At 61.1% G+C, this 21,981-nt stretch carries 19 protein-coding genes; 5 read left to right on the top strand and 14 right to left on the bottom strand.

The features are described from left to right. Position 1 precedes the first annotated feature (1 nt). Together C5F70_RS13625 and C5F70_RS13620 are read left to right on the top strand one after the other, a co-directional pair. The gene (locus C5F70_RS13625; protein WP_104903539.1) at positions 2 to 1,087 is read left to right on the top strand and encodes a DUF1615 domain-containing protein; all 1,086 of its coding nucleotides are present in this window, start codon (positions 2 to 4) and stop codon (positions 1,085 to 1,087) included. Between the two features lie 126 nt (positions 1,088 to 1,213). After that, positions 1,214 to 1,630 (top strand): PaaI family thioesterase, encoded by a 417-nt coding sequence (locus tag C5F70_RS13620; protein WP_017847042.1) that lies wholly within the window; start codon positions 1,214 to 1,216, stop codon positions 1,628 to 1,630. A 59-nt stretch (positions 1,631 to 1,689) separates the two neighbouring features. Here the strand turns inward: C5F70_RS13620 and C5F70_RS13615 are convergent, their stop codons facing one another. From C5F70_RS13615 to C5F70_RS13605, 3 genes are read right to left on the bottom strand one after another with little or no spacing between them, the layout of a single operon-like run. After that, positions 1,690 to 2,871, bottom strand: a complete 1,182-nt coding sequence (locus C5F70_RS13615; RefSeq protein WP_017847043.1) for an acetyl-CoA C-acetyltransferase — start codon at positions 2,869 to 2,871, stop codon at positions 1,690 to 1,692. Positions 2,872 to 2,882: 11 nt separating this feature from the next. Then, positions 2,883 to 3,542, bottom strand: a complete 660-nt coding sequence (locus tag C5F70_RS13610) for a CoA transferase subunit B (protein ID WP_010566045.1) — start codon at positions 3,540 to 3,542, stop codon at positions 2,883 to 2,885. A 36-nt stretch (positions 3,543 to 3,578) separates the two neighbouring features. Then, positions 3,579 to 4,277: a CoA transferase subunit A gene (locus tag C5F70_RS13605; RefSeq protein WP_017847044.1), complete on the bottom strand. Its 699-nt coding sequence runs from the start codon at positions 4,275 to 4,277 to the stop codon at positions 3,579 to 3,581. 133 nt (positions 4,278 to 4,410) lie between these two features. On the opposite strand from C5F70_RS13605, the gene C5F70_RS13600 reads away from it, so the two are divergent. Further along, the gene (locus C5F70_RS13600; protein WP_104903538.1) at positions 4,411 to 5,313 is read left to right on the top strand and encodes a LysR family transcriptional regulator; all 903 of its coding nucleotides are present in this window, start codon (positions 4,411 to 4,413) and stop codon (positions 5,311 to 5,313) included. Between the two features lie 57 nt (positions 5,314 to 5,370). On the opposite strand, the gene C5F70_RS13595 is transcribed toward C5F70_RS13600, so the two are convergent. From C5F70_RS13595 to C5F70_RS13570, 6 genes are all read right to left on the bottom strand, one after another. Beyond that, positions 5,371 to 5,700: a hypothetical protein gene (locus C5F70_RS13595; protein ID WP_017847046.1), complete on the bottom strand. Its 330-nt coding sequence runs from the start codon at positions 5,698 to 5,700 to the stop codon at positions 5,371 to 5,373. A gap of 518 nt (positions 5,701 to 6,218) precedes the next feature. Next, the gene (locus C5F70_RS13590) at positions 6,219 to 7,064 is read right to left on the bottom strand and encodes an NAD-dependent protein deacetylase (RefSeq protein ID WP_104903537.1); all 846 of its coding nucleotides are present in this window, start codon (positions 7,062 to 7,064) and stop codon (positions 6,219 to 6,221) included. Positions 7,065 to 7,072: 8 nt separating this feature from the next. Beyond that, positions 7,073 to 7,513, bottom strand: a complete 441-nt coding sequence (locus C5F70_RS13585; RefSeq protein WP_017847048.1) for a CBS domain-containing protein — start codon at positions 7,511 to 7,513, stop codon at positions 7,073 to 7,075. Between the two features lie 131 nt (positions 7,514 to 7,644). After that, positions 7,645 to 9,594, bottom strand: coding sequence for a DNA topoisomerase III (locus C5F70_RS13580; RefSeq protein WP_102617831.1), 1,950 nt, complete (start codon positions 9,592 to 9,594; stop codon positions 7,645 to 7,647). 166 nt (positions 9,595 to 9,760) lie between these two features. Beyond that, positions 9,761 to 11,383: an MFS transporter gene (locus tag C5F70_RS13575; RefSeq protein ID WP_104903536.1), complete on the bottom strand. Its 1,623-nt coding sequence runs from the start codon at positions 11,381 to 11,383 to the stop codon at positions 9,761 to 9,763. A 115-nt stretch (positions 11,384 to 11,498) separates the two neighbouring features. Next, on the bottom strand, positions 11,499 to 13,166 hold the full coding sequence (locus C5F70_RS13570) for a GMC family oxidoreductase (RefSeq protein WP_017847051.1): 1,668 nt from the start codon (positions 13,164 to 13,166) through the stop codon (positions 11,499 to 11,501). 129 nt (positions 13,167 to 13,295) lie between these two features. Here C5F70_RS13570 and C5F70_RS13565 point away from each other — a divergent pair, with 129 nt between their 5' ends. After that, positions 13,296 to 14,189 carry a LysR family transcriptional regulator gene (locus tag C5F70_RS13565; protein WP_104903535.1) on the top strand — a complete coding sequence of 298 codons (894 nt, stop codon included), beginning with the start codon at positions 13,296 to 13,298 and terminating at the stop codon, positions 14,187 to 14,189. Positions 14,190 to 15,611: 1,422 nt separating this feature from the next. On the opposite strand, the gene C5F70_RS13525 is transcribed toward C5F70_RS13565, so the two are convergent. The 3 genes from C5F70_RS13525 to C5F70_RS13515 are packed head-to-tail and all read right to left on the bottom strand — an operon-like array spanning position 15,612 to position 18,643. Beyond that, positions 15,612 to 16,709 (bottom strand): DNA alkylation repair protein, encoded by a 1,098-nt coding sequence (locus C5F70_RS13525; protein ID WP_104903527.1) that lies wholly within the window; start codon positions 16,707 to 16,709, stop codon positions 15,612 to 15,614. 18 nt (positions 16,710 to 16,727) lie between these two features. After that, entirely contained in the window at positions 16,728 to 18,074 is a 1,347-nt protein-coding gene (locus tag C5F70_RS13520) for a glutamine synthetase family protein (RefSeq protein WP_104903526.1), read from the bottom strand. Positions 18,075 to 18,085: 11 nt separating this feature from the next. Beyond that, entirely contained in the window at positions 18,086 to 18,643 is a 558-nt protein-coding gene (locus tag C5F70_RS13515; RefSeq protein WP_017847055.1) for a helix-turn-helix domain-containing protein, read from the bottom strand. 208 nt (positions 18,644 to 18,851) lie between these two features. Here C5F70_RS13515 and C5F70_RS13510 point away from each other — a divergent pair, with 208 nt between their 5' ends. Then, a complete protein-coding gene (locus C5F70_RS13510; protein WP_026140037.1) occupies positions 18,852 to 20,045 on the top strand; it encodes an MFS transporter in 1,194 nt (397 codons plus the stop codon). Here the strand turns inward: C5F70_RS13510 and C5F70_RS13505 are convergent. Beyond that, entirely contained in the window at positions 20,008 to 20,280 is a 273-nt protein-coding gene (locus tag C5F70_RS13505) for a DUF1652 domain-containing protein (RefSeq protein ID WP_017847058.1), read from the bottom strand. The genes C5F70_RS13510 and C5F70_RS13505 overlap by 38 nt on opposite strands. A 130-nt stretch (positions 20,281 to 20,410) precedes the next feature. Next, a complete protein-coding gene (locus C5F70_RS13500) occupies positions 20,411 to 21,907 on the bottom strand; it encodes a helix-turn-helix transcriptional regulator (protein WP_104903525.1) in 1,497 nt (498 codons plus the stop codon). Between the last annotated feature and the right edge of the window lie 74 nt (positions 21,908 to 21,981).

Raw genomic sequence — 21,981 nt, 5'->3', positions numbered from 1 at the left:
CATGCACCTACGCCGCCTGATCCTGTGTCTCACGCCCTTGCTGGTGCTGGCCGGTTGCTCGACCGCACGCGGCCCGCAACAGCCGGAGCGCAGTGAAGCCGAGGTCAAGGCGCAGATCGTGCGTTTGCTGCCCGCCAAGGTCGCCGATCGCAACGGTTGGGCCCAGGATATCTACACCGCTTTCGACACCCAGCACATCTACCCGAGTACCGAAAACATCTGCGCCGTGCTGGCGGTGACCGAGCAAGAGTCCACTTTCCAGGTCGACCCACCTGTGCCGAACATGGGCAAGATCGCCCAGGATGAAATCCTGCGCCGTGCCGGCAAGGTGCATGTGCCGGCGGTGTTGGTCCGCACGGCACTGCAACTGCGTTCGCCCACTGGTAAGTCTTACGCCGATCGCTTGAACGCCGCACACACGGAGAAAGACCTGAGCGGGATCTTCGATGACTTCATCAGCATGGTGCCCTTGGGCAACACGCTGTTCGGCGGTTTCAACCCAGTACACACCGCCGGCCCGATGCAAGTCAGCATCGACTTTGCGCAGAAACAGGCGCGGGGTTATCCCTACACGGTAGACGGCACGATCCGTCGGGAAGTGTTCACGCGACGTGGCGGCATGTACTTCGGCATCGCCCATTTGCTTGGTTATCCGGTGAGTTATGACCGGCCGCTGTACCGGTTTGCCGACTTCAACGCCGGTTGGTACGCCAGCCGCAACGCTGCGTTCCAGGCCGCCGTCAGCCGCGTCTCAGGCACCGAGTTGGCGCTGGACGGGGATTTGATCCGCTACGGCTCGCTGCTGCCCGGCAGCACCGAATTGGCGGTGCGTTCCCTTGGCGCCCGGCTGGACATGCGCAACCCCAGCATCCGCAGTCAGCTGGAGCAGGGCGAGCAATTGGATTTTGAGCAGACCACGCTCTACACACGCGTGTTTGCCCTGGCCGACACGGCGGCCGGCAAACCGCTGCCGCGGGCGATCCTGCCGGGCATCGTGCTCAAGAGCCCGAAGATCACTCGCAATCTGACCACTGCCTGGTTCGCCCAGCGGGTGGATGAGCGTTATCAGCGCTGTATGAAGCGCTGAGGCCGGTCCTGAGCGGGGTTGGCGAATCAGCCCCAGGCATTGCAGAGGATATGTGCGGCTGATGGTAATGGTCGCCGTGTGAGGCCTGGGGTACACCTCATGCCTGACTCCAAGGAAGACTCCGCGATGATCGCTCACGCCGTGCCCGAAGGTTTTGTCTCACTGCCGCGCAGCAGCCCGCTGCTCGACTTGTTGGGCCCGGCGTATTGCCGGGGTGAAGGTCTGCAACTGGAAATCGGCCTGCGCGCCGACAACCGCCATGCCAATGGCCGCGGCACGGTGCATGGCGGGGTGTTGGCGACCCTGGCGGATATCGGCATGGGCTACGCGATGGCGTTTTCCAGTGAGCCGCCATTGCCGTTGATTACCGCGAGCATGACTGTCGATTACCTGGGCGCGGTGCAAGTGGGGGAGTGGATCGTGGTACGACTGGAGCATCACAAGCGTGGCCGGCAAATGGCGTTTGCCACGGTGAGTCTGCAGGTGGGGGAGAAAGTCGTGGCGCGGGCGAACGCGGTGTTTGCGGTGCCGCGTGCGGACTGACAGGCGAAAAAAAGCCCGGTTTTTCGTGGAACCGGGCCTTTTCGTGTGTTGCTCTTGAATCAGCTGCGCTCAAGGGCCAGGGCTACGCCTTGGCCGCCACCGATGCACAGTGTCGCCAGGCCTTTTTTGGCGTCGCGCTTGATCATTTCGTGCAGCAGGGTCACCAGTATGCGGCAGCCTGATGCGCCGATCGGGTGGCCAATGGCAATCGCGCCGCCGTTGACGTTGACTTTGTCGGCGTCCCATTCCAGCTCTTTGGCCACCGCCAGGGATTGCGCGGCAAAGGCTTCGTTGGCTTCGACCAGGTCCAGGTCGCCGACGCTCCAGCCGGCTTTGTCCAGGCAGCGGCGGGTGGCCGCGACCGGGCCGATGCCCATGATGGCCGGGTCGACGCCGGCATTGGCGTAGCTGGCGATACGCGCCAGAACGGGCAGGCCAAGGGCCTTGGCCTTGTCGGCGCTCATCAGCAGCACCGCGGCGGCGCCGTCGTTGAGGCTGGATGCGTTGCCCGCGGTGACGCTGCCGTCTTTCTTGAACGCGGGTTTGAGTTTGGCCAACGACTCGGCGGTGGTGCCGGCGCGCGGTTGTTCATCCACGGCGAAGGCCACCGGGTCGCCCTTGCGCTGCGGGATCAGAATCGGCGTGATCTCATCGGCAAAGCGGCCGGCTTCGATGGCGGCTGCGGCTTTTTGCTGGGACGCGGCGGCGAAGGCGTCCTGGGCTTCACGGCTGATGCCGTACTTGTCCACCAGGTTCTCGGCGGTGATGCCCATGTGGTAGTCGTTGAATGCATCCCACAGGCCGTCGGTGATCATGCTGTCGATCATCTTGGCGTGGCCCATGCGCAAACCGGTGCGCGCACCAGGTAATACGTAGGGGGACAGGCTCATGTTCTCCATGCCGCCGGCGATGATCACGTCGGCATCGCCACAACGGATGGCCTGGGCGCCCAGGTGCAGGGCCTTGAGGCCCGAACCGCAGACCTTGTTCAAGGTCATCGCGGGTACGGCATGGGGCAAGCCGGCGAGGATCGACGCCTGGCGCGCCGGGTTCTGGCCTGAGCCTGCGGTGAGTACGTGGCCGAGGATCACTTCATCCACCTGGGCCGGGTCGAGGCCGGTCTGCTCCAACAGGCGACGGATTACGGCAGCGCCCAACTCCGGTGCCGGGATGCTCGCGAGCGATCCTTGAAAACTGCCTACGGCGGTACGTGTGGCAGCAACAATCACAACGTCTTGCATGGAATGTGTCCTCACTGGAATTGCATTTCTGGAACGTGGTCGGGGACGATTAGTTTACCGGCTGTCTTGCTGACAATCTCTTCAATACTGACCCCTGGGGCACGCTCCTTTAGGATAAAGGCGCCGTTGTCGATTTCCAGGTATGCAAGGTCCGTCAGCACACGCTTGATGCAGTGGGCACCGGTCAGCGGCAGGGTGCATTGGCTGAGCAATTTGGACTCACCGTCCTTGGAGGCGTGGGTCATGATCACGATGATGTTTTCCGCGCCGGCCACCAGGTCCATGGCGCCGCCCATGCCCTTGACCAGCTTGCCCGGGATCATCCACGAGGCGATGTTGCCCTGTACGTCCACTTCAAACGCGCCGAGCACGGTGAGGTCGACATGGCCGCCGCGAATCATTGCGAAGGACTCGGCGGAGGAGAAGATCGAGGCGCCGATGCGCGCGGTCACGGTTTGTTTGCCGGCGTTGATCATGTCGGCATCGATGGTGTCTTCGGTGGGAAACGGGCCCATGCCGAGCAGGCCGTTTTCCGATTGCAACATCACTTCCATGCCTTCCGGGATGTAGTTGGCCACCAGGGTCGGAATGCCGATGCCCAGGTTGACGTAGAAACCGTCCTGCATTTCGCGGGCGACGCGTTGAGCCATTTGTTCGCGGGTGAGAGCCATTGTGCTGTTCCTCTTGTTCTCTTCGGGCTGGAGGGATTATTTGCGGACGGTGCGCTGTTCGATGCGCTTCTCGAAGGTGCCGCAGATGATCCGGTCGACGTAGATGCCAGGGGTGTGGATCTGCGACGGTTCCAGCTCGCCCGGTTCGACGATTTCCTCGACTTCGACCACGGTGATCTTGCCGGCGGTGGCGGCCAGCGGGTTGAAGTTCTGGGCGGTGTGGCGGTAGATGACGTTGCCGAAGTGGTCGGCTTTCCAGCCTTTGACGATGGCGAAGTCGCCGGTGATGGATTCTTCCATCAGGTACGGGCGACCGTTGAATTCGCGGGTTTCCTTGCCTTCGGCTACCGGGGTGCCGACGCCGGTGGCGGTGAAGAAGGCCGGAATGCCAGCACCGCCGGCGCGCATTTTTTCCGCCAGGGTGCCTTGGGGGGTGAGCACCACTTCGATTTCGCCGCTGAGCAGTTGCTTCTCGAACAGGGCGTTTTCGCCCACATAAGACGCGATCACTTTGCGGATCTGCTTTTGTTCCAGCAGCACGCCCAGACCAAAGCCGTCGACGCCGCAGTTATTGGAAACCACGGTCAGGTCGCGGGTGCCTTTGCGCTTGATCTCGGCGATGAGGTTTTCCGGAATGCCGCACAGGCCAAAGCCGCCAGCGAGTACGGTCATGCCATCTTCCAGGCCTGCGAGGGCTTCTTCATAGGACGCCACGCGTTTATCGAAACCTGCCATATGCACCTCTTTTATTGTTAGTGGGCCAGCCAATGTCTCAAGTGTTGCGCCGACGGATTGATTTGTTAAGTTGTTTTTTAAGGTTGATTGATTTAAAAAACTGCATAGTCGAACCGTCGTCCGGAGTAATGTCATGACCGTCAAACAGATTCGTGCCTTTTTGGCCGTGGCGCAGAGCCTGAGTTTTGCCGCCGCCTGCGAGCGCCTGCACCTCTCTCAGTCGGCGCTGAGCCTGACCATCAAAGGCCTGGAAGAAGGGCTGGGCGGGCGCTTGTTCAGCCGCAATACACGGAATGTCGCGCTGACCCCTGAAGGGGAATCCTTATTGCCGCTGGCGCGTCGGCTGATTGCCGATTGGGACAACGCCGAGGATGAACTGCGCCAGCGCTTCACCCTGCAGCGCGGGCGCGTAACGGTGGCGGCGATGCCGTCGTTTGCGGGTAACCTGCTGCCGCCGATCCTGAAGATATTCCGCGCGCGTTACCCCCATGTGAACGTGACGGTGCATGACCTGATCAACGAACAGGTGCTGGAAATGGTCCGCGATCGCCAGGTCGAGTTGGGCGTGGCGTTCGAACCGTCCGAGGGGGCGTCGCTGGTGTTTACGCCGTTATACCTGGACCGCTTCATTGCCGTGGTGCCCATGGATTCACCCTTGGCACTGCGCGCTGAAATCGACTGGAAAAGCCTGTTGGAGCAACCGTTCATTGCCCTGCAACGACCCTCGACGGTACGGGTGATGCTGGAGGAGCATCTGGGTGCCTTGCAGATGAAATTGCCGGTGGCGCTGGAGAGTCATCAATTGGCGACGGTGGGCAAGATGGTTGCCAGTGGGCTGGGGGTCAGCGCCGTACCGGCATTATGTGCGCAGCAGATGCAGGAGGCGGGCGCCCATTGCATCACCTTGACCGATCCGGTGATCGAGCGGCCGATTGGTGTGTTGACCAAACCGGGGCATGAACTGTCGGCGGCGGCACAGGTGTTGTTTGATATTTTCCGCGATGAAGCGGGGAAAGGGCGTTACCCCAACTTTTGAAGTTGCATAAAAAATGTGGGAACTGGCAAGCCAGTTCCCACATTAGTTGAGAAGTACTTAGTAGTAGCGGTCGATTACTTTAACTTGCGAGTTGTCTTTGAAAGACTCCCACGCGTGGTTAAGTGTGTCGAACACTTGCTCGATGAAATTGCGATCGGCCGCCGCTTTCTTGCCGACATAACCCTGGCCACGGCGGTACATCTTCAGGCGCGCCGCCAGTTCACGGTTGTTTTTGTCGAACTCGGCTTCTTCGGTGTGGGGCGCCAGGCAGTCAATTTGGACTTTGCCCGATTTGCCAATCCACAGGATATGGTCGTCGAGTGTGTCTTTCTGCGCTGCGAACATCTCAGCCAATTCTTCGATAGTTGGTTGGTTGTTCAGATTCATGTGTAAGCCCCTTGACCAGTTGGCGATCTATCAATTGATTCGTTAAAACTGCTTAGTTGTCTCCGGTTCCGAAAACCGGGCGTCAGTGACGGTCTGCCGAATACGGGCAGGGTCTTGAACCTGATGCATGTAGTCTTGCTGATGAACTGCTACGCAATGGTTTCATAACGAAGACAAGCAGCGTTTGAGCTCCTTGTACCGAACCCTTCGGGTCGGTCAGCTTCATCAATCTGCCTTGTGGGCAGTGCACATCCGGAAGAAACAGCTCGGCGGTCAGACGAGCTTGTTCAAAACGCTTGTTACCAACGCTCCCGATCCGGGAGACGTCTAGATCATGCAAGGACAAAAAGGTTACGTCAACGGTTATGTAGTGATTATTTTTGATCACTACATAAATCGCCGTGGGGACGGGGGCATGCGAGGCGGTGTGACTCAGGCGTCATTTTTTGTGCGGTGGGTCGCTGCAGTTCATTGGCCTGCCCGGGTCTCCCGCTGATTTTTGAGGGGCGGTGCCCTGGCTATCCCAGGCGCTCTGCCAATAGCGGCAATAACCGCTCGCAGGATGCCGCGATCTTCAACTGCAACAACTCATCCCCACGGGTCTTGCCCAGATTGATGGCAATCACCGGTTTGCCTTGCTCGACCATCGCCTTGCACAGGCGAAACGCCGAATAGGCCATCAGCGACGACCCCACCACTAACAGCCCCTCGGCGTGTTCCACCGCCGCCATCGCCCTGGCGGCGGTGGCTTGGGCAACGTTTTCGCCGAAGAACACGACGTCCGGTTTGAGCCGTTCACCGTCGCAATGGGGGCAGCGGGGCACGCGAAAACGTTGTTCAAACGCTACGTCGAGCAGCGTATCGCCGTCGGGTGCCTGCACGGCGTCGACGCCTGCCAGGTATGGGTTCTCGGCCTCCATCAACCGTTGGATCACATCGCGTGCGCTGGGCCGATGGCAATCCAGGCATAGCACGCGATGCAAGCTGCCATGCAGCTCGATCACATCCTCACTACCGGCCTGGTCATGCAGCGTGTCGACGTTTTGTGTGATCAGCCCGCTGATACGCCGGCGATGTTGCAAGGCGGCCAGCGCCAGGTGGGCCTGGTTCGGCTGCGCAATCCGTACCCGTGGCCAACCCAGCATCGCCCGTGCCCAATAACGGCGCCGCGCTTGCGGGGTGGCCAGGAACTCCTGGTACATCATCGGCGCCTTGCCTCGGCGCACGCCTTCGCTGTCCCGATAATCCGGGATACCTGATGACGTGCTGATCCCCGCCCCGGTCAGCACCAGAAAACGCCGTGCGGCCATGGCCCGGTGCAGGGTGTCGAGGTGGTCTTCTTGATGTTCGAGCATGTCGAGCATGGGCTCTCCTATTCGCCGCGAATGTATTGCTCCAGTTGCTTGATCAGGTTGGCTTGTTCGGCAATGGCTTCCTTGACCAGGTCACCGATGGAGAGCAGGCCCAGCAGTTTTCCGTCGACGACCACCGGCAAGTGGCGCAGGTGACTGTCGGTCATGATGTTCATGCAGGCTTCGACTGTCTTGTGGGCATCGACCGTGATGACTGGAGAGCTCATGACCTCGTGGACTTTGGTGGTGACGGAAGAAAGGCCTTTGAGTATCAGCTTCCGTGCGTAATCGCGCTCGCTGATGATGCCAACCACCTCACCCTGCTTGACGACCGGCAGGGCCCCGACATTTTTCGATGACATCACCACCAACGCTTCGAATACGGTGTGGTCCCATTCAATGGTGTGGACTTCCTGGTTTTGCTTGTCTTTGGCTTTGAGTACTTCTGAGACGGTTTTCATGGTGGCCACTCCGGTGTTGTTGTTAGGAAGTCAGCAATCCCCTACAGAATCCTAGACGGCCGGCGCCGGAGCAAGGACCAAAGCGGCGTTAAAGCTGTCGAAAAACGTCATCCGCCGGATTTATTCATGGTTTACCCGGTACTTGTCGGCTTTTTCGCCCGTTTTGGGCTGGCCGCCGTCTTGCGGGGCGCGGCCGTGCGTTTCTTCTTCCACGGGGTGGCGCCGCGGCCTGCCGGGCTGGCGGGGCCGGTGATGGTCATACGCATACCGTTGCAGCGGGCGATTTGCTTGCTCATCCAGGCCGCTTGCTTGGCGACGAATTCTTCCAGGCTCATTTCGCCGCTTTGCACCATGTCCAGCGCCTGTTCCCAGATCGCCGTGGTGCCGGGGTCGGCGATGGCGCGCGGCACCGCATCGATCAGGCTGAACGCCGCCGGGGTGGCCGAGAGGGCCTTGCCGTTCTTCACCAGGTAGCCTCGGTCCAGCAGGCCCTGGATGATCCCGGCGCGGGTGGCTTCGGTGCCGATGCCGGTGGTGTCCTTGAGCTTTTGCTTGAGCAACGGGTCTTCCACCAGCTTGGCGACGTTTTTCATCGCCTTGATCAGGTCGCCCTCGGTGAAGGGTTTGGGCGGCTGGGTCCACAGGTCCTTGAGGTTGACCTTGGCAACGGCGTAATCCTGGCCCTGCACCAGCGCCGGCAAGGCTTGCGGTGCTGGCGCCTCACGGCCTTTGGCGGGTGCAAGGGCTTCGGGCAGCGCGCGTTTCCAGCCTGGCTCGATGACGACTTTGCCCACCGCGCGCAGCGCTTGGCCGGCACAGTCGAAATCCGCCTGGGTGCGGTCGTATTCATGGTTGGGCAGAAACTGCGCCAGGTAGCGCGCGCGAATCAGTGTGTAGACCGCCCGATGCTTGCCGGTGAGCTGCCCGGCATCCTTGCCGGCGCCGGTGGGAATGATGCCGTGGTGGGCGCTGACCTTGGCGTCGTTCCACGCCCGTGAGCGGCGCTGGGGATCGAGATGCGGCATCAGTTCGTTGACGGCCGCGTCGGCACGGCCCAGGGCGGCAAGGATCTTCGCCGCGTCGCCATGCTGACTCAATGGCAGGTAGCCGCAATCGCTGCGCGGGTAGGTGATGGCCTTGTGGGTTTCGTACAGCGATTGGGCGATGTCCAGGGTTTCCTGGGCGCCGAGACCGAGCTTCTTCGAGCAGATTTCCTGCAACGTCCCCAGGTCGAAGGGCAGGGGCGCGACCTCGCGCATGCGTTCGGTGCGCAACTTCACCAGCCGCGCACTGGCGGCGTGGGTCATTGCGTCGGCGGCGTCCCGGGCGAGTTGCGGGTTGAGGCAGCGGCCTTGATCGTCACAGGCATCGTCGGCGGCGCGCCATTGGGCGGTGAAGGTCATGTGCGCGTGGCGCAGGTCGACATCGATGGCCCAGTAGGCCACCGGTACGAAATCGGCGATGCTGCGGTCACGGTCGACCACCAGGCGCAGGGTCGGGGTTTGCACCCGGCCCACCGGCAGCACGCCTTGGTAACCGGATTGGCGGCCGAGCAAGGTAAACAGGCGGCTCATGTTCATGCCGATCAGCCAGTCGGCGCGGGAACGGCCGAGGGCCGAGTGGTACAGGCTGAAGGTCTCGGCGCCGGGTTTGAGCGCGGCCAGGGCCTTGCGGATGGAGGCGTCGTCCAGCGCGGACAGCCACAGGCGTTGGATCGGCCCGCGATAGCGGCAATGTTCCACCAGCTCGCGGGCGATCATTTCGCCCTCGCGGTCGGCGTCGGTGGCGATCACCAGTTCCAAGGCTTCCCCCAGCAGGCGCTTGACCGCCTTGAACTGGGCGGCGGTCTTGGGCTTGACGCGCATCTTCCATTTGTCCGGGACGATCGGCAGGTCGGCGAGCACCCAGCGCTTGTACTTGGCGTCGTAGGCGTCGGGCGGGGCGGTTTCCAGCAGGTGGCCGATGCACCAGGTGACGGTCACCCCGTTGCCCAGCCAGCAACCGTCGCCACGGCGCGTGGCGCCGAGCACCGCCGCAATATCCTTGGCCTGGGAGGGTTTTTCACAGAGGAACAGCCGCATGGTCATCACATCAGATCGGGTTGATGCCTTGCAGGATGCGTAGTCCGAGGGATTTGAGCAACCATTATCTGTATGGATGTACAGCAATTTGTGTGGCGCCGCAGAGCAGATGTGGGAGGGGGCTTGCTCCCTCCCACAGGGGACCTGCGGTGTTCAGGTGGTCGGGTCAGTTGTTGTCGATATCCACATGCCGCGTTTCCTTGAGGCAGAACATCCCGACAACCAGGCTCACCCCGGTCACGACCACCGGATACCACAAGCCATAGAAGATATCGCCGGTGTACACCACCAGGGCAAACGACACGGTCGGCAGGAAGCCGCCAAACCAGCCGTTGCCGATGTGATAGGGCAGGGACATCGAGGTGTAGCGGATGCGTGTCGGGAACAGTTCCACCATCAACGCCGCCAGCGGGCCGTAGCACATGGCCGCGATCAGGATCAGCACCACGATCAGCACCACCACCATCACCTTGTTGACCTGCGCCACATCCGCCGATGTCGGGTAGCCGGCGAGGGTCACGGCGGCGCGCAGGGCCGACTCGTCAAAGCCATCGATGCGCACGTCGCCCACGCTCACCTGCACCGGGCTGCCCGCAGGGGCGGCGGCGCTGCTGTAGGGCAGGCCTTGCTTGACCAGGAAGGTCTTGACCTTGTCGCAGGGGCTGTCAAAACGCGCCTTGCCCACCGGGTCGAACTGGAAGGTGCAGGTGGCCGGGTCGGCCAGCACGGTGATCGGCGCCTGGCGACTGGCCTGGTCCATCGCCGGGTTGGTGTAGTGCGCCAGGCCCTTGAAGATCGGGAAGTACAGCGCGGTCGCCAGCAGCAGGCCGAGCATCAGCACCGGTTTGCGCCCGATCTTGTCCGACAGCCAGCCGAAGAAGATAAAGAACGGTGCGCCAATCACCACGCTGATGATCAGCAGCATATTGGCCAGGGCCGGGTCCATCTTCAGGAACTGCGTGAGGAAGAACAGCACATAGAACTGCGCCGCGTAAAAGGTCACCGCTTGCCCGCCGTTGATGCTGAACAGCGCAATCAGCACCACCTTGAGGTTTTCCCACTTGCCGAAGGACTCGCGGATCGGCGCCTTGCTGGCCTTGCCTTCCTCCTTCATTTTCAGGAACGCCGGCGATTCATGCAGGCTCATGCGGATCCAGGTGGAAATGCCCAGCAGCACGATGGAAAACAGGAACGGAATGCGCCAGCCCCACACTTCGAACTGATCGCCAGTGAAGTAGCGGCAGGCCAGCACCACCAGCAGTGACAACAGTAACCCCAGGGTGGCGGTGGATTGAATCCAACTGGTATGCAGGCCGCGCTTGCCGGCGGGGGCGTGTTCGGCGACATAGGTCGCCGCGCCGCCGTACTCGCCGCCCAACGCCAGGCCTTGCAGCATGCGCAGGACGATCAGGATGATCGGCGCGGCAATGCCGATGCTGGCATACGTGGGCAACAGGCCGACGCAGAACGTCGCCACACCCATCAGGATAATGGTCACGAGGAAGGTGTACTTGCGCCCGATCATGTCGCCCAGGCGGCCAAACACCAGCGCGCCGAACGGGCGCACCACAAAGCCGGCCGCGAAGGCCATCAAGGCAAAGATAAACGCCGTGGTGTCGTTGACCCCGGCAAAGAACTGTTTGCTGATCACCGCCGCGAGGGCGCCATAGAGGAAGAAGTCATACCACTCGAATACCGTCCCCAGGGACGAGGCGAAGATGACTTTTCTCGATTCGCTGACGGTGCTCGTGCTGACCGCCGAGCCCAGGGTTTGAGCATGTTCTGACATCGGGTATCCCTCACAGTGATTATTTATTGTTGTTCCACTGTCGGCGCCAACCTCAGCGCCGGTCTGTTTTCCGTTCCTCTGTAGGCGCGCGCTTGCTCGCGAAAATCGCCAACGATTACGCGGGAAATCTGGATGAACGCGGCGCCTTTGCGTTTTTCGCAGGCAAGCTCGCTCCTACAGTGTTCGGCGAAAGGATCAGTTGCGCGGCTTTCTCCGCGATCATCAGCGTCGGTGAGCAGGTATTGCCGGATGTGATGCGGGGCATGATCGAGGCATCGGCGATGCGCAGCCCCGGCACGCCATGCACCCGCAGCTGCGCGTCGACCACCGCGTCCTGGTCACTGCCCATGCGGCAGGTGCCCACCGGATGGAAGATCGTCGTGCCGATGCGCGCCGCGGCTTCGTGCAGTTGCTCTTCGGTTTGCAGCGCATCGCCGGGCAAGTATTCCACCGGTTTGAACGGGCTCAGGGCCGGCGCGGCGACGATCCGTCGAGTCAGGCGAATCGCGTCGGCGGCCACCCGCAGGTCTTGCGGATGGCTGAGGTAATTGGGCTGGATCAACGGCGCATCCGTCGGGTTGACCGAGCGAATATCGATACGCCCGCGGCTTTGCGGGCGCAGGTCGCAGACCGACGCGGTAAACGCCGGGAACGCGTGCAACGGCTCGCCGAAGCGCTCCAGGGACAGCGGCTGCACATGGTATTCAAGGTTGGCCGAGGTTTGTTCCGGGCCCGAGCGGGCAAACGCGCCGAGCTGGCTGGGCGCCATCGACAGCGGGCCGCTGCGGTCATACAGGTAACGCAGGCCCATGCCCATTTTGCCCCACACGCTGCCCGCGATCTGGTTCAGGGTGCGCGCGTTTTCCAGCTTGTAGATCAGCCGCAGTTGCAGGTGGTCCTGCAGGTTGCCGCCAACCCCTGGCAGTTCATGCAACACATTGATGCCGAGCGGCTTGAGCACGTTGGCGGGGCCAATCCCCGAACGCTGCAAAATGCCGGGCGAACCCACGGCGCCAGCACACAACACGATTTCCTTACGGGCCTTCCAACGGAGCGACTGGCCGTGCTGACGCCCGACCACTGCCGATGCGCGGCCGTTTTCCAGCAACACGCGGTCGACTTCGACTTCGGTCAATACCGTCAGGTTCGGCCGCTGGCGGATCGGCTTGAGGAACGCCTTGGCCGCATTCCAGCGGACGCCGGCCTTCTGGTTGACCTGGAAGTAACCGCAGCCTTCGTTATCGCCCTGGTTGAAGTCGCTGACGTTGGCGATGCCGCTTTGCGCTGCGGCTTCACGGAAGGCATCCAGAATCGGCCACGACAGCCGTTGTTGCTCGACGCGCCACTCGCCGCCGTCGCCGTGAAATGCCGAACCGCCAGCAAAATGGTTCTCGCTGTGCTTGAACAGCGGCAGCACGTCTTCCCACGCCCAGCCCGGGTTGCCTGCCGCCGCCCAGCCGTCGTAGTCCTGAGCCTGGCCGCGCATGTAGATCATGCCGTTGATCGACGAACAACCGCCGAGCACCTTGCCCCGCGGGTAACTCAGGGCGCGGCCTTGCAGGCCGGCCTGGGCTTCGGTCTTGAAGCACCAGTCGGTGCGTGGGTTGCCGATGCAGAACAGGTAGCCGACGGGGATGTGAATCCAGGGGTAATTGTCGCGACCACCGGCTTCAAGCAACAGCACACGGTGGGCGGGGTTGGCGGACAGTCGATTGGCCAGCAGGCAGCCTGCGGGGCCGGCGCCTACGACGATGTAATCGTATTCAGCAGTTGCAGTGGGCATCTGAGGTCTCGCTTGTTTTTCTTATTGGCTCCATCCTAGTTGTTAGTTTTCGTCTTAAAAATGTTAGTTTTTACCCAGTGGCTGTGCGTTTTTAAACAGCACGGCCCAGACTCACGGATTGGAGGCGCTATGTTCGACTGGAATGACCTGCGGTTTTTTCTTGAGTTGCAGCGCAGCGGCCGCCTGCTCACCGCCGCGCAACGCCTGAAAACCACCCACGCCACCGTGGCGCGGCATATCGAGGCGATCGAGAAAAGCCTCGGCACCGCGTTGTTTGTGCAGCACGCCCACGGCTATGAGTTGACGCCGTCCGGCGAGGCCCTGCTCAAACACGCCGAAGCCATGGAAAACGTCGCGCTGCTGGCCGAAGACGAATTGACCCACACCGCCGCGCCTCTGGGCAAGATCCGCCTGGGCGTGGCCGAAGGGCTGGGGGTGATGTTCCTCGCCAGCCGCATGGGCGGGCTGTTCGAGCGCTATCCGGGGTTGGAAGTGGAGCTGGTGGCCGTGCCGCGTTTCGTCAGCATCCTCAACCGCGAAGCCGAAATCAGCATCCACCTCGAACGTCCCAGCGTCGATCAACTGGTCACGCGCAAACTCACCGACTACCGCCTGGCGCTCTATGCCAGCCGCGCGTATCTGGCGCGCACCCCGCCGATTGAAAAACGCGAAGACCTCGCCGCCCATGCCTGGATCGATTACGTCGACGATCTGCTCTTCAGCCAGGAACTGAAACTGCTCAGCAGCTTCTGCCGTAACCCCAAAGTGGTGTTCCACAGCACCAGCGTGATCGCCCAGCACCAGGCGGCGCGTTCCGGGCTGGGGATTGCGGTGTTGCCGTGCTTCATGGCGGCCGGTGATCCGGACCTGGTGGCGTTGTTGCCGGGGGAGGGGATTCAGCGCAGCTATTGGATCAGCTCGCGCCGGGAACTGCACAAGTCAGTGCGGCTGCGGGTGTTGTGGGATTACGTGGTGGAGTTGTGCGCGCGGGAGCAGGCACTGTTGCTCGGCGAGTCCACCTGAAGAACCTGGATCAAAAATGTGGGAGGGGGCTTGCCCCCGATAGCAGTGTGTCAGCCAAAACATGCATGACTGAAGCAGCGCTATCGGGGGCAAGCCCCCTCCCACATTTTTGACCGGATTCAGCTTCCAAGATCAGGTTGGCTATAAGGCCAAGCAAGAGCAAAAGCAGATCAGGGTCTATCTGATCTATGGAGATCCAAATGTGGGAGGGGGCTTGCTCCCGATAGCAGTGTGTCAGCCAAAACATGCATGACTGAAGCAGCGCTATCGGGGGCAAGCCCCCTCCCACACTTTTGACCGGATTCAGCTTCCAAGATCAGGTTGGCTATAAGGCCAAGCAAGAGCAAAAGCAGATCAGGGTCTATCTGATCTATGGAGATCCAAATGTGGGAGGGGGCTTGCCCCCGATAGCAGTGTGTCAACCAAAACATGCATGACTGAAGCACCGCTATCGGGGGCAAGCCCCCTCCCACACTTTTGACCGGATTCAGCTTCCAAGATCAGGTCGGCTATAAGGCCAAGCAAGAGCAAAAGCAGATCAGGGTCTATCTGATCTATGGAGATCCAAATGTGGGAGGGGGCTTGCCCCCGATAGCAGTGTGTCAGCCAAAACATGCATGACTGAAGCAGCGCTATCGGGGGCAAGCCCCCTCCCACACGTTTGACCGGATTCAGCTTCCAAGATCAGGTCGGCTATAAGGCCAAGCAAGAGCAAAAGCAGATCAGGGTCTATCTGATCTATGGAGATCCAAATGTGGGAGGGGGCTTGCCCCCGATAGCAGTGTGTCAGCCAAAACATGCATGACTGATTCACCGCTATCGGGAGCAAGCTCCCTCCCACATTTTTGACCGGATTCAGCTTCCAAGATCAGGTCGGCTATAAGGCCAAGCAAGAGCAAGAGCAGATCAGGGTCTATCTGATCTATGGAGATCCAAATGTGGGAGGGGGCTTGCCCCCGATAGCAGTGTGTCAACCAAAACATGCATGACTGATTCACCGCTATCGGGAGCAAGCTCCCTCCCACATTTTTGACCGGATTCAGCTTCCAAGATCAGGTCGGCTATAAGGCCAAGCAAGAGCAAAAGCAGATCAGGGTCTATCTGATCTATGGAGATCCAAATGTGGGAGGGGGCTTGCCCCCGATAGCAGTGTGTCAGCCAAAACATGCATGACTGAAGCAGCGCTATCGGGGGCAAGCCCCCTCCCACACTTTTGACCGGATTCAGCTTCCAAGATCAGGTCGGCTATAAGGCCAAGCAAGAGCAAAAGCAGATCAGGGTCTATCTGATCTATGGAGATCCAAATGTGGGAGGGGGCTTGCCCCCGATAGCAGTGTGTCAGCCAAAACATGCATGACTGAAGCACCGCTATCGGGGGCAAGCCCCCTCCCACATTGAAGCTGTGGTGTTGCTTGAACTGAGTCAATCGCGCAAGACGAATTCCGCGCTGCCCAGCCGTTCTCCATTCACCAGCACATGCACCGCGTGCTTGCCCGGGTAGTGCTTGCGCGTGGTCAGTTCACGGATATGTTGTTCGCGGCTGATGTGCTGCTGCTCGCCTGCGCCAAGGGTAAAGGCCTTGAGCTTGAACACTTTGGCCGCACGATGGCCGGCGCTTTTTACGTAGTCGATGGCGTAGTCCACCACCAGTTTTTGTGGTGCGGCGGCGGTGGATTCCAGGCTGAAGGTCAGGTTGATCCGCTCCCCCAGTGTGATCACCGCCGGCGTGACGCGCAGGTGATGAATTTTGACCTCGGCCTTGGCTCCCGCGCCGATGATCGTCAGCGCGCGGGTGTTGCCCTGCTTGATCAGGCTGCGCAGTGCATGGCGGGCGATCCAGGCGGTGTGCGGGTTATCCAGCGACCAGCCTTCGATCAGGCTGAGGACCCAATCGGGGTGGTCCTTGGTGATGTCGTTGAGGTGGTTGGCCACGGACTTGCGCACGTAGAGGCTGCTGTCGGCCTTGAGGTTGTCGAGGATCGGCGCGCACAGCCCGGGGTTGGCCTGTACGTTGGCCAGGCGGAATGACCACGGCAGGCGCGGTCGCGAGCCTTCGCTGGCGAGGCGGCGCACGTGTTCGTTGTCATCCAGCGACCACTGTTGCATCACCGCCAGGGTGCGTTGGAAGTCGTGCAGCAAGAAGTGCCGGATCGCGAATTCGGCGGAGCCAAAGGTGGTGAAATATTTGAGCGCGGCCATGGAGCGCTCGAAGTCATCCCGGCCATGACTCGCCACGTAGTGCGGCAGGAACAGGCTGACAAACCCGCTGTTCAAGCGCGGCGCGAGGGCATAGAGCAGCGTGAGAGTCTGTGGGTAATCCAGCGGGATCACCGCATGCAGGCTGTCGCTGACCCGTGCCACGCGCTGCATCACCGACAACTCGGCCAGCCCGGCCTTGGCGTGCTGGAGAAAGCCCTTGGCGTCGAACGCCGGGTACACCGCCGTCATCTCGGTGGCGATGTGTTGCAGGCGTTCGGCGTTGAAGATTTCCTTGAGGGCCGGGGCGCTTTGGTCGGTCATCGGTGATTCCATGGGGGGTTAGAGAAACCAGCGGTATTCCCGTGCGTTGATCTCCTGCTGAAACGCCAAGTGGTCCTGGCGTTTGTTCTCGCAGTACACGTCGACAAATTCCGCGCCCAGCTTATCGCGCAATACCGCTTGATGTTGCATGGCGCGCACGGCCTCGAGCATTTCCAGGGGGAAGTCGGTGCCGCTGTTGCGGTCGTCGTTCAGTGGGGCGATGGGTTCGCGCTTGGCGTCAAGCCCATACTCCAACCCCACCAGAATCGCCGCCAACACCAGGTACGGGTTGGCATCGGCGCTGGCCAGGCGGTGTTCGATACGCAGGTTGCGTGGGTCGGACTCGGGGATGCGTACGCACGCATCGCGGTCTTCGAAGCCCCAGCTGGCACGGGTGGCTGCGTTGACCGTACCGCCCAGGCGGCGGAAGGCGTTGTGGTTCGGCGAGAAGATCGGCATGCAGTGCGGCAGCAACTCCAGGCAGCCGGCCACGGCGTGGCGCAGGGGTTGCTGTTGATGGGCCGCGAGTATGTTGTTGCCGGCGCCGTCGTACAGGCTGACATGCACGTGCATGCCGCTGCCGGGGAATTGCAGGTAGGGCTTGGCCATGAAGCTGGCGCGGTAGCCGTGCTTGAGCGCCACGCCACGGGTGCTACGGCAGAACAGGGCGGCCCAGTCGGCAGCGCGCAGGCCATCGTCCAAGTGGCCGAAGTTGATCTCGAACTGGCCGGGGCCGAGTTCCGCGGTGATCACCGTGATGTCGATGCCTTGGTCCTTGGCGGTTTGCGCCATATCGTCGAGCACCTCGCTGAAGCGCGACAGTCGCTCGATATGCAGGTTGGGCTGGTCGTCGGCGTCGTCACTCAGCGGGTCGCGGGCGAATTGCGGCAGGCCGTTGTCGAGCTGCTTGTCGAACAGGTAAAACTCCAGTTCAAAGGCCACCACCGGGTGAATGCCTTTGTGGTGCAGGCGTTCCAGGACCTTGGCCAATACTTCCCGCGGTTCGAATTCGATCGGCGCTTGCGTACCGTCCGAGGTGATCAGCATCTGGCCCAGCGGCTGCGACTCCCAGCTCACCGGCTTGAGCGTGCCCGGCACCAGGCGGCGGTTGGCGTCGGGGTCGCCGTCGTTGAAGCAGTAATCACCGATCTTGAACAACCCGCCCTGAACCCCCAGCAGCACGGCGTTCTGCGGCAGCTTCAAGGGGCCGCCGGCGGCGACTTTTTCCAGCATCTCCACCGGGTAGCGCTTGCCGTAGAAATGCCCGGGGATGTCCAGGGCGATCAGGTCGACATAACGCACGTCGGGGTGGTTCTGGCGAAAGCTCCGTACTTCGGCCAGCAGCGTGGAGGAATGGCTTTTCACGGGTGTAGCTCCTAGTTGTAAACCCACAGCACGCGGGCGGGCAGTTCGGTCAGGTTGGCGTAGCGGCAACGGGCGAAACTGGCCAGGTGGAAGCTGTCGCCTTGGTGCAGGGTGACCGAGTCGGCTTCCCCTTCCACCCACAGCGTCAACTCCCCCTCCAGCACAAACCCGGCCTGCTCGGCGCGGTCGCTCATGGTCTGCTCACCGCTATTGGCTCCGGGGGCCAGCAGGCTGTCGAGCATCGAAAACGCACCGTTCATGTTGGGGGAGACCAGGATGTCGGTGATGCCATTGGCGTAATACACCGTGCGCCGCTCGTTGGGGCGCGTCACCCAGTTGATGGCCTTGGGCTTGCTCAGGCTGTAGAAATAGGTGGTGGGCACGTCAAGGGCGTGGCTGATCGCGGTCAGGTCCGCCACGGTCGGGCGTGACAGGCCTCGTTCGACCTGAGACAGGAAACCCACCGAACGCTCGATCTTTTGCGCCAATTGCGCGAGGGTGAGTTTCTTGTACTTGCGCAGGTCGTGGATCAGGATCGCCAGGGCTTCGAGTTCTTCTTGTTGGTTCATGAAATTTATTTCGTTAAATTTCATGAAAAATTACAGGATAAATTTCATGAGGGCAATAGGTTTGTGCTGCTCAAAACCACTAACGGCACCATCCTCGAGATCACTCCGGTCAAGCAATAATCCGCTGGCAACGCCTGCTTTTTTTCGGGTTCCTGAGGTAAGGTGACCGGCTGCAATGGCCGCGTTACCTTCATGGAATGAGAGCAGGATGCTTGCCACCCTTAGACACTACCCCCGCACAGTGAAGCTGTTGCTGTCCGCCACGTTGATGTTGACGCTGGCCAAGGCGATCACCTTTCCGTACCTGGTTATCTACCTCACCCGGCACTTTGCCCTGGACATCACTCAGGTCGGCCTGGTGATCGGCAGTTCGCTGATCGTCGGTTCGTTGCTCAGCGTGTATGGCGGGTTTCTCGTCGATCGCATCAGCAGCTATCGGTTACTGCTGGGCTTGAGTGCGCTGTTTGTCGTGGGCTTTATCGGTACGGTGCTCGCGCAGACTATCTGGGCGTTCTATGGCTGCCTGATCCTGATCAACCTGGCTTACGCGGTCATCGATATTGCGATCAAAGCCGGCTTTGCCAGCCTGTTGCCGGAAGATGCGCGCAGTGAGGTGTTTTCCATCAAGTACACCCTGACCAATATCGGCTATGCGGTGGGGCCGTTCTTTGGTGCGATGGTGGCCAGGCTGGATATCAGCTTGCCGTTTATGCTGTCGGCGCTGTTGGGGGCGGGGTTTTTCCTGCTGTACTGGCGCTGGGGCGATCGTGCGCTGGCCACTGTCGATGCCACGCAAAAGCCGGTGTCGTTCCTGGCTGTCGGCCGCGTGCTGTTAAAGGATCGGCGCCTGGTGTGCTTCACCGTTGGCGGCGTGCTCAGTGCGGTGGTGTTCGGCCAGTTCACGGCTTACCTGTCGCAATACCTGGTGACCACCACCACTGCTGAATACACCTACAAGGTCATCAGCGCGGTGCTTACGACGAACGCCGTGTTGGTGATTGCCTTGCAATACGTGATCGGTCGGCGCATCTCGCACCGTTACCTGAGCCAGTGGCTGATCTTCGGCTTGAGCATGTTCATGCTGGGGTTGATCGGCTTTGCGCTGTCCACCAGCGTGCTGTGGTGGGTGCTGGCGATGGCGGTGTTTACCGTGGGGGAAATCGTCGTGTTCCCGGCCGAGTACATGTTTATCGACCGTATTGCCCCGGACCACCTGCGCGGCATGTATTACGGCGCGCAAAACCTGTCCAACCTCGGCGCCGCGCTGGGGCCGGTGCTGTGCGGGTTGGTGTTGGCCAGCCTGCCGGCGCATTACATGTTCTACATGCTGGGGGCGTTTATCGTCGGTGGCGGGGTGTTCTATTTCATGGGTGCGAGGCTGAAGGCAAGTCATCCAGAGTGAGTTTGCCCAGGTGGTTGCTGTGCAGCTCGTAGCGTAATTCTTCGACCATCTTGTCCACTTCTTGCGGGGTCTGCAGCCGATTGGTGCTGATCCCGGTGACCACCAGGTCGACCCGGCCGGTTTCGGCGTCGAAGACTTTGAGGGTCAGCGACGCGTCCCGGCACAGGGTGAATTCGCACGTCAGCGGCGACAGGCCTTCTTCGATGCAATTTCGCAATTGAGACAGGGTAAACATGCTAATTCCTTCCGGGTGTGGAATACGACGACACAGGATCGAAAGCCTGTGCCCACCCCAGGAAGGTTAAGCATTACACCTAGGCGCAATAAGGCGAATTCGCACTAGCCGCACTAGTGCATTTGCACTTTCAGCGCTTGTTTTTCAGACGCAGTTCACCGGCGAACAGCCCGCGCTCACGGGCCCAGACGATCGCTGCACTACGGCTATGCACCCCCAGTTTGGAATACACCGTGGCCACATGGTTACGCACTGTGTTGGGCGCCAGCTTCAGGCGCGAGGCGATCTCTTTGTCGGCCAGGCCTTCGCAAATCAAACCCAGCACATCGCGCTCGCGGGTGGTGAGGTCGGTGAAGGCAATGCCTGGCACATTGGGTCGGTTGGCGCCTTTGGCGTTGGCCAGCTTTTCGATCAGGGTCTGGCTGAACCAGGAGGCGTCCTGCATCACTTCTTCGATGGCCGCCACCAGCTCCAGCTCCGAGCGCTTGCGTTCGGTGATGTTCATCAGCACCAGCAGGTAGCAGGGCACGTCCTGGATGCTCACGGTATCGGCGGACACCACGCAGTCGATCACCTCATCGCCTTTCTTGCGCACCTTCAGATCCAGCCCGTCGAGGTTGCCGGCTTTTTCCAGAGTGGCGAACAACTGCGCGCAGGCTTGGGCGCTGTCGATGAAGTCGATGTCTTCGATGGCTTTGCCGATCAGTTCCTCACTGGTGTAGCCGGTAATGCTCATGAAAGCTTCGTTGATATCCACCACTTGACGGTTGTCGGCGTTGCACACCAGGGTTGGCACCGGCGTCAGGCGGAACGACTTGGCGAAGCGCTCCTCACTCTGGCGCAGGGCGATTTCTGCCTTGCGCCGCGGTTCCAGGTCGGTGAAGGAAAACAACATGCAGTCTTCCTCGTTCATGTCCAACGGCTGGCCGGCCACGATCACCAACTTGCTGCCGCCCTCGGGCAATCTCAATTCGGCCTGCATCTGCGGGATGGTCGCGCCTTCGGCCAGGCGCTGGATGGCCAGGTCCTTGAGCTCGGCGTGTTCCAGCACGTCCAGTTCATACACCGAGCGGCCGATCACTTGGTCGCGGTTATAGCCGGTCATCTCCAGAAAGCCCTGGTTGACCTTGATATAGCGCAGGTCGCTGAGGCGACAGATCACGGCGGGCGCGGGGTTGGCGTTGAAGGTTTTTTCGAAGCGCTGCTCGGCGCTCGCCCATTCGGTGGCGTCGCTGAGGATCAACACCAAAAGCTCCGGTTCGCCGCGTGAATCGGTCAGCACCAGGCTGCGCAGGCGATGGACCCAACTGCGCTCGTCGTCGCCGGTGGGGCTGACTTCCACGATCACGTCGCTGAACGCTTCGCCGGCCGCCACCCGGCTGAGCGGGTAGTTGTCCGGCAACAGCGGGTGGTTATTGCGATAGCGCAAGGCGAATCGCTCGGCATAGGCCTGATTGTTGGCGCCCAGGTGTTCGACCGCGCTGACCCCGTGCATGGTCAGCGCGGCCTCGTTGGCCCAGAGGATGGTCTGGTCGAGCTCGGCCAAAATCACCCCGTCGGACAACCCGGAGATGATCTGCTGCAATTGGCGGCGGTTGGTTTCTTTGGCGAGGACGTCCTGGCTCATGGTTTCTCCTGGGAATGGGCGCATGCGAGTTACGACACCCAGGCTGCGCGATAGTGCAGCGCAACTGCCCCGTG

This window comes from Pseudomonas sp. LH1G9, from assembly GCF_002949975.1.
GTDB classification, from domain to species: domain Bacteria; phylum Pseudomonadota; class Gammaproteobacteria; order Pseudomonadales; family Pseudomonadaceae; genus Aquipseudomonas; species Aquipseudomonas veronii.
Note: the sequence above shows the minus strand (reverse complement) of the source record. Positions and strands in the feature narration are given on the sequence as shown.